This is a genomic window from Mesorhizobium sp. B1-1-5, from assembly GCF_006443065.1.
Lineage (GTDB): Bacteria > Pseudomonadota > Alphaproteobacteria > Rhizobiales > Rhizobiaceae > Mesorhizobium.
Genome location: NZ_VFWS01000182.1, coordinates 1 through 7405 on the forward strand (window position 1 = coordinate 1; position 7405 = coordinate 7405).

The 7405-nt window shown below is 65.2% G+C and carries 6 protein-coding genes; 1 reads left to right on the top strand and 5 read right to left on the bottom strand.

What is annotated here, in order from left to right; all coding sequences use genetic code 11:
- Positions 1-214 precede the first annotated feature (214 nt).
- From FJ980_RS28580 to FJ980_RS28590, 3 genes are read right to left on the bottom strand one after another with little or no spacing between them, the layout of a single operon-like run.
- Positions 215-1609, bottom strand: coding sequence for a dihydrolipoamide acetyltransferase family protein (locus FJ980_RS28580; protein WP_140546999.1), 1395 nt, complete (start codon positions 1607-1609; stop codon positions 215-217).
- A 17-nt stretch (positions 1610-1626) separates the two neighbouring features.
- Positions 1627-2640 carry an alpha-ketoacid dehydrogenase subunit beta gene (locus tag FJ980_RS28585; protein ID WP_140547000.1) on the bottom strand — a complete coding sequence of 338 codons (1014 nt, stop codon included), beginning with the start codon at positions 2638-2640 and terminating at the stop codon, positions 1627-1629.
- A gap of 2 nt (positions 2641-2642) precedes the next feature.
- Positions 2643-3875 carry a 3-methyl-2-oxobutanoate dehydrogenase (2-methylpropanoyl-transferring) subunit alpha gene (locus FJ980_RS28590; protein WP_140547001.1) on the bottom strand — a complete coding sequence of 411 codons (1233 nt, stop codon included), beginning with the start codon at positions 3873-3875 and terminating at the stop codon, positions 2643-2645.
- Between the two features lie 426 nt (positions 3876-4301).
- Here FJ980_RS28590 and holA point away from each other — a divergent pair, with 426 nt between their 5' ends.
- Positions 4302-5345 carry a DNA polymerase III subunit delta gene (holA, locus tag FJ980_RS28595; protein ID WP_140547002.1) on the top strand — a complete coding sequence of 348 codons (1044 nt, stop codon included), beginning with the start codon at positions 4302-4304 and terminating at the stop codon, positions 5343-5345.
- A gap of 224 nt (positions 5346-5569) precedes the next feature.
- Here the strand turns inward: holA and FJ980_RS28600 are convergent, their stop codons facing one another.
- Together FJ980_RS28600 and FJ980_RS28605 are read right to left on the bottom strand one after the other, a co-directional pair.
- Positions 5570-6355, bottom strand: coding sequence for a DUF2182 domain-containing protein (locus tag FJ980_RS28600; RefSeq protein ID WP_140547003.1), 786 nt, complete (start codon positions 6353-6355; stop codon positions 5570-5572).
- A 31-nt stretch (positions 6356-6386) separates the two neighbouring features.
- Positions 6387-7013 (bottom strand): DUF1326 domain-containing protein, encoded by a 627-nt coding sequence (locus FJ980_RS28605; protein WP_140547004.1) that lies wholly within the window; start codon positions 7011-7013, stop codon positions 6387-6389.
- Positions 7014-7405 lie beyond the last annotated feature (392 nt).

Here is a 7405-nt window from a genome sequence, read left to right on the forward strand (position 1 = left end):
TCTCCCCCTGTGGGAGAAGGTGGATCGGCGCGCAGCGCCGAGACGGATGAGGGGTGTTCCAGCGGAGTGAGACGCTGATGTTCCAGCGGAGTGAGACGTCGGCGTTCCCTGGAACACCCCTCATCCGTCGCCTGCGGCGACACCTTCTCCCACAAGGGGAGAAGGGGGAGCCCGCATTTCGGCGCGGCGACGTTCGAGATCAACCCCATCCCCCTTAATCCACGAAAATCAGCGCCGGCGTCTCCAGCAGCGCCTTGATGCGCTGCACGAACACCGCGGCGTCCCATCCGTCGATGACGCGGTGGTCGAAGCTGGAGGACAGGTTCATCATCTTGCGCGGGATGAACTGGGTGCCGTCCCACACCGGCCGCACCATCATCTTGTTGACGCCGACGATCGCCACTTCCGGGTAGTTGATGACCGGGGTGGTCGCCACGCCGCCCATGGCACCGAGCGAGGTGATGGTGATGGTCGAGCCGGAAAGCTCTTCGCGGCTCGCCGTGCCGGCCTTGGCCGCATCGGACAGCCGGTTGACTTCCGCAGCACTATCCCACAGGTCGCGCGCCTCGGCATGTTTCACCACCGGCACCACCAGCCCGTTGGGCGTCTGCGCGGCGATGCCGATATGGATGCCTTCATGCTGGTGGATGATGCCGGCATCGTCGTCGAACAGCGCGTTGAGATTGGGCTGCTCGCCGATCGCCTTGACCATCGCCCGCATCAGGAAAGGCAGCAGCGTCAGCTTCGGGCGATCGGCGCGCTTCTCCTTGTTGAGGGTGGCGCGCAGTTCCTCCAGCGCGGTGACGTCGATCTCCTCGACATAGGTGATATGCGGGATGCGCGATTTGGCGAGCGCCATCTTTTCGGCGATCTTGCGCCTGAGACCAACGACCTTGATGTCCTCGACGCCGTCTTTCCGGGCAAGCCCGGTGGCGCGGGCGACTTGCGGGCCGCGCGCGACGAACGCGTCGATGTCCTCATGGCTGATGCGTCCGGCCGGGCCGCTGCCCGGAACCTGGCGCAGATCGATGCCGGCTTCCTTGGCGCGCAGGCGGACGGCGGGCGAGGCCAGCGGCTTCTCGCCTTCTGCGCGCGGCGGGCTGCCGACCCTGGGTCTGATGCCGTCGCGTGGCGCGCTGCTGCCCCGGGATCCGATGCCGTCATCCTCGGGCTTGTCCCGAGGATCTGCAGACCTGCGTGGATGCGACGCCAATTCCGGCAAACCAGCGGATCCTCGGGACAAGCCCGAGGATGACGGCGCTGCGTCTTGCGCAGGATGGAGGGGAAGACGATCGCCATGGCTCGCCCCAGCGGGGATGCCGTCGGCACCACTTTCACCTGGCGACGTGTTTTTCACATTGCCTTCGCCGGTCACCTTCAGCCGCACGATCGGCGAGCCGATCGCCACGGTGTCGCCGATCTCGGCCCCGAGCCAGAGTATCTCGCCGTCGACCGGCGAGGGGATTTCGACGGTTGCCTTGTCGGTCATGACGGCGGCGAGAACCGTGTCCTCGCGCACGAGGTCGCCGACCTTGACGTGCCACTCGACAAGCTCGGCCTCGGCGACGCCTTCGCCGACATCGGGAAGCTTGATAACGTGCTCGCCCATCTCAGGCCTCCCCCACTCTAAGCTTCCAATGTTTCGACGAGCGCGCGCCCGACCCGCGCCGGGCCGGGGAAATAGTCCCATTCCTGCGCGTGTGGATAGGGCGTGTCCCAGCCCGCCACCCGCGCCACCGGCGCTTCCAGATGGTAGAAGCAGTTCTCCTGCACCAGCGCGGCCAGCTCGGCGCCGAAGCCGGAGGTGAGCGTCGCCTCGTGCACGACGACGCAGCGCCCGGTCTTCTTCACCGAGGCGACGATCGCCTCGAGGTCGAGCGGCAGCAGCGTCCTGAGATCGATCACCTCGGCGTCGATGCCGGTCTCCTCGGCCGCGGCCTGCGCGACATAGACCATCGTGCCATAGGCAAGCACCGTGACCGCCGATCCCGGTCGGCGGACCGCCGCCTTGCCGAGCGGGATCGTGTAGTGGCCGTCGGCGACCTCGCCCAGATCATGCTTCGACCACGGCGTCACCGGCTTGTCGTGGTGGCCGTCGAACGGGCCGTTATAGAGCCGCTTCGGCTCGAGGAAGATCACAGGATCCGGATCCTCGATCGCCGCGATCAGCAGACCCTTGGCGTCGTGCGGATTGGAGGGCACGATCACCTTCAGGCCCGAGACATGGGTGAACAGCGCTTCCGGGCTCTGGCTGTGCGTCTGGCCGCCGAAAATGCCGCCGCCGGTCGGCATGCGCACCACGATCGGGCAGGTGAAATCGCCGTTGGAGCGATAGCGCAGCCGCGCCGCTTCCGAGACGATCTGGTCGTAAGCCGGATAAACATAGTCGGCGAATTGCACCTCGACGCAGGGCTTCAGCCCATAGGCGGCCATGCCGATGGCCGAGCCGACGATGCCGGATTCGCTGATCGGCGCGTCGAAGCAGCGGCTCTTGCCGTATTTGGCCTGCAGGCCCTGCGTGGCGCGGAAGACGCCGCCGAAGAAGCCGACATCCTCGCCATAGACGATGACTTGGCTGTCGCGCCCCATCGACACGTCCATCGCGTCACGGATCGCCTCGATCATCGTGCGTCTCGGCATGGTCAGACCCCCGCCTGCTGGCGCTGGCGCCTGAGATGCGGCGGCATCTCGGCATAGACGCCCTCGAACATGTCGCGTGTCGACGGCTTGCCGCCGGCATGCAACGTGCCGTGGCTTTCAGCCTCCTTCTGTGCCGCGATCACCGTTTCAAGGATCTCGGCCTCCGCCTGGGTGTGGCGCTCCTCCGACCAGACTTGCTTGTGGATGAGATGGTTCTTCAGCCGGATCACCGGATCGCCGAGCGGCCAGGCATCGGATTCCGCCTTCGGCCGGTAGGCAGACGGATCGTCCGAGCTCGAATGCGCGCCGGCGCGGTAGGTGACATATTCGACCAGCGTCGGCCCGAGATTCTTTCGCGCCCGCTCCGCCGCCCACTTCGCCACGGCATGCACGGCGAGATAGTCGTTGCCGTCGACGCGCAGTGACGGGATCCCGAAGCCGAGCCCGCGCGCGGCAAACGTGCCGGAGCCGCCGCGCGCGATGCCCTGGAAGGTCGAGATCGCCCACTGGTTGTTGACGACGTTGAGAATGACCGGCGCCTTGTAGGTCGAGGCGAAGACCAGCGCGGAATGGAAGTCGGACTCCGCCGTCGAGCCGTCGCCGATCCATGCTGCCGCAATCTTGGAATCATTGGAGATCGCCGAGGCCATCGCCCAGCCGACCGCCTGGATATACTGCGTCGCCAGATTGCCGGAGATCGAGAAGAAGCCGTGCTCCTTCGACGAATACATGATCGGCAGCTGCCGGCCCTTCAGCGGGTCGGCCTCGTTGGAATAGATCTGGTTCATCATCGTGACCATCGGATAGCCGTCGGCAATCAAAAGCCCGGCTTGCCGATAGGTCGGGAAATTCATGTCGCCGGGCGCCAGCGCCTTGCGGAAAGCGCAGCTCACCGCCTCTTCGCCCAGATGCTGCATGTAGAAGGAGGTCTTGCCCTGGCGCTGCGCCATCTGCATGCGCGCGTCGAAGGTCCGGAGCGTCATCATATGGCGCAGGCCTTCGAGCAGTTCCTGGTCGCTGAGCAGCCCGGCCCACGGCCCGACCGCTTCACCGGCGCGGTTCAGCACCCGGATGATGGAGAAAGCCATGTCGCGGATGCTGCGCGGATCGATGTCGATCTCCGGGCGCGGCACCGAGCCGGCCTTGGGAATGGTCACATTCGAGAAGTCGGGCGTGCCGCCGGGCCGAACCTCTGGCTCGGGCACATGGAAGTGCAACAATCCAGCGTCGGCCATGAGCTCACATCCTCCAATGTTGCCGGTGCGATATTTGCACATCCGCGCGGCCAGACCAGTGCCAATTCGCCGGGCCTGGCCACGGCCTTCCTCCCGGGCCGTCAGCTCGGCTGAACAATGCGGCACGCAAGCGCCAAGATGCAGATATGGCGGCGAAATTTCTTGTCGATGTTTTTGGCTCGCACGCAATTTGGCGGAAGTCTGCGGGGCGATTGCCGCCAGAAAATGCGATTGGAGGTAGAGCCGGGCGCGGCCTTCCCCTTCTCCCCTTGTGGGAGAAGGTGGATCGGCGCGTAGCGCCGAGACGGATGAGGGGTGTTCCAGCGGAGTGAGGCGCCGGCTTTCCCTGGAGCACCCCTCATCCGGCCGCTTCGCGGCCACCAAGACGCTGGTTCCGTCACCCCGCCCCGTGCTAACTCACCCCGCATGGCACAGAAGAAAGGATACGAGGTCGATTCGTGGCTGGCGAAGCCGGATCCGGCCATGGCAATTGTCCTGCTTTACGGCCCCGACCGCGGCCTTGTCGCCGAGCGGGCGAAAACCTTTGCCGCGAAAACCGGCCTGCCGCTCGACGACCCCTTCTCGGTGGTCAGGCTGGACGGCGCCGAAGTCGACCGCGATGAGGGGCGGCTGCTCGACGAGGCGCGCACGGTGCCGATGTTTTCCGACCGGCGGCTGCTTTGGGTGCGCAATGCCAGCGGCCAGAAGGCGCTGGCCGACGACATCAAGGCGCTGACCGCCGAGCCCGCGCGCGACGCGATCATCCTCATCGAAGCCGGCGACCTGAAGAAAGGCACCGGCTTGCGCGCCATCGTCGAGGCCGCCGGCAACGCCATTGCCTTGCCTTGCTATGCCGACGAGGCCCGCGATCTGGACTCAGTGATCGACGACGAATTGCGCAAGGCCGGCATGTCGATGACCTTGGACGCCAGGCAAGCGCTGCGCCGCAACCTCGGCGGCGACCGCCTCGCCTCGCGCGGCGAGATCGAGAAGCTGGTGCTCTACGCGCATGGCCACAAGGAGATCGGCGTCGACGACGTCAATGCGCTGTCGGGCGACGTCTCCGGCGCTTCCTTCGATGCCGCTGTCGACGCCGTGCTGGACGGCAAGGTCGGCGATTTCGACATCGCTTTCAACCGCCACTGCCAGTCCGGCGGCCATCCGTTCCTGGTGCTGTCATCGGCGATGCGGCAACTGCAGGCGATCCAGGCGATGCGCGGCCAGATGGAGACCGGCGGCCGCAACGCCGCCTCGGTCGTCGCCGGCGCCCGCCCCCCGGTCTTCTTCTCGCGCCGCAAGCTGGTGGAAAAGACGCTCGAGCGCTGGACTGTCGAGGCGCTCGCACGCGCGCTCGGCCGGCTGCAGACGGCTGTTCTGCAGACCCGCAAACGCCCCGACCTGTCGGAAGCGCTGGCACGCCAGGCGCTGCTGGGCATTGCGATCGAAAGCGCGCGGCTGGGGCAAAGGTAAACGCCAACGATTGGCGACGGCCGGGGCGACAGCTGACGTCCCTCCTTGTAGGGGAGATGGCCGGTCTTCTCTCCGGAAGCTGCAGCGCAGCTGCTGCGAAGGGCGGGCAGGCCAGTGGGGCGCTGTCCCGCCGATCCGACTTCGTCATTCTAGGGCGGAGCAAGGAGCGAAGCGACGCGCGCAGAGCCCAGAATGACTAAGGATACGTTCTGCCCTGCCGCTGCTCAATTCATCATCATGTCCGCCGGCTGAAAGGTCGGCAGCGCCTGGGGAAAGACCAGAACCGCCGCGCCGTAAAGCAGCAGCGCGACACCTGACACCTTGGCTATGCCCTTTCCCGCCGGGAAGGTCTTTTCCGCAAAGATCAGCAAGGTGACCACGGCCATTGCGGCGACATTCATGATCCCGAGCGGGAAAAGTGCCAGAAACAGGAGCCAGCAACAGCCCAGACAAAAGGCGCCGTGCACGAGGCCCATGCGGACCGCGCCCCATTGACCGTCGCGCCAGGAGGTCAGGATGAAACCGATTGGCGTGCGGCATTTGGCCAGGCACAGATCCTTCAGGGGCGAGAGCTGGTAGGCGCCTGCAACGATCAGCAGGGCGCCGCCGATGCGCGCGGCCGTCGCCGTGGACAATCCCGCATGATCGGCAAGCGTCTCGGCTCCTGCGGCGCCGGCAAAGGCCAAAATGCCGACCGTGCCCCAAACCAGCATATAGCCTGCCACGAATATCCAGGTGGCGACAAAGGCCTCGCCGCGACCCCGTTTGCCGGCTTGGACCTGGTGGAAGGTCAGAATCATGGGCGCCGCCGTCGGAAACATCATGGCAATCATCATGATCATCCAGATGGCCAGAAACAGCGGCGCCCCCATGCCCATGGTGGGTGAGTACATGTCCATGCGCATGTCCGCGTCCATGCCGATCTGCTGCCGGATGAGCAAGACCCACGCCGCCGCGGCGACAGCGCCCAACAGGGCGAGAAGGATGTTTCGCTGCGATGTCAGCGTCATGGGCGAGGCCGTTCCGATCGTGCGTGCGGGACTATTGCTGGCCGGACCAATTAATCGGAGCGTAGTGCGCGTTGCGGCGGGAATTGTCCCAACTCATGCCATGGTCGCTGAAAGTATTGCCTTCCACTCCCATCGCAAAACCGAGCCAGTCGGGATTGACGGGATGGCCGGTAGCCGCCCACATCTCACCGTCCTCGCGCATTGTCGGCAACGGTTCGACCGCCAACTGCATCACGCCGGCAATCTCCACCGACCGCTTCTTGCCGTCGGCCTGGTATTTGATCGGCACCTTCTTGGCTCCGAGATTGGTGCTGATCATCGGCGCGAAGGCGGCCATCGGGCCACCCGCGGCGCCGGTGAAGATGGCGCCGAGCGCTTCTGTCTGCCTGTCATCCGCATGGTCGTCGATATAGGCGGCAGCCGTCCAATTGCCCTCCGCCATCGGACCCGGCGTGTGAGCAACCATCGCGACATTGAGCCCGTCCAATCGAACGTCCCCGAAACTGCCCTTGTCGATGTGAAAGACCAAGGCGACGTCGCAAACGCCTTTCGTCGGCTTCGACGTCAGCTGCGCCTGGGTCGACAGCAGGCAAGGACATACGACATCGCAGCTGCAATTCTCGAAGTAGCTTCCAGACAACCGCCAACTGACTGCCATTTACACCTCCCATTGTGTGAGGCGTGTCCGGCTTTGGCGAGGCGGTGCCGTTTCACGGATCGTGATAACGGCAGATAGCCCGCACCGCGACTGATCGGCACGCCGGGGTAGTAATTTAAGTTTAGGCTAATAGAGGGTACGCCGTTGTCCGGCACTGTCAAGCCGAGGGCTGCGGTGCTGCGGTCGCCGCTTCCCTGCGCCTGCATGGAATGACGTCGTCATGCGCATCCCTTCGCATGTGCGGGCGAAGGGGAGGCACTTGTCACGCCGGCCCCTTGGTGCTTGTCTTGGCCTTGGCTGACGCGCTTCGTCATCCTCGGGCTTGACCCACGATCGTCCGGCACGATTTGTGCTTGTGTAAGTGCACGGCATTGATTCTGCTTCAGTTCAGG

Bases quoted from the DNA above. Each gene is read 5' to 3' on its own strand.
- FJ980_RS28580 (WP_140546999.1), bottom strand. From the start codon at position 1,609: ATGGGCGAGCACGTTATCAAGCTTCCCGATGTCGGCGAAGGCGTCGCC.
- FJ980_RS28605 (WP_140547004.1), bottom strand. From the start codon at position 7,013: ATGGCAGTCAGTTGGCGGTTGTCTGGAAGCTACTTCGAGAATTGCAGC.
- FJ980_RS28600 (WP_140547003.1), bottom strand. From the start codon at position 6,355: ATGACGCTGACATCGCAGCGAAACATCCTTCTCGCCCTGTTGGGCGCT.
- FJ980_RS28590 (WP_140547001.1), bottom strand. From the start codon at position 3,875: ATGGCCGACGCTGGATTGTTGCACTTCCATGTGCCCGAGCCAGAGGTT.
- FJ980_RS28585 (WP_140547000.1), bottom strand. From the start codon at position 2,640: ATGCCGAGACGCACGATGATCGAGGCGATCCGTGACGCGATGGACGTG.
- holA (WP_140547002.1), top strand. From the start codon at position 4,302: ATGGCACAGAAGAAAGGATACGAGGTCGATTCGTGGCTGGCGAAGCCG.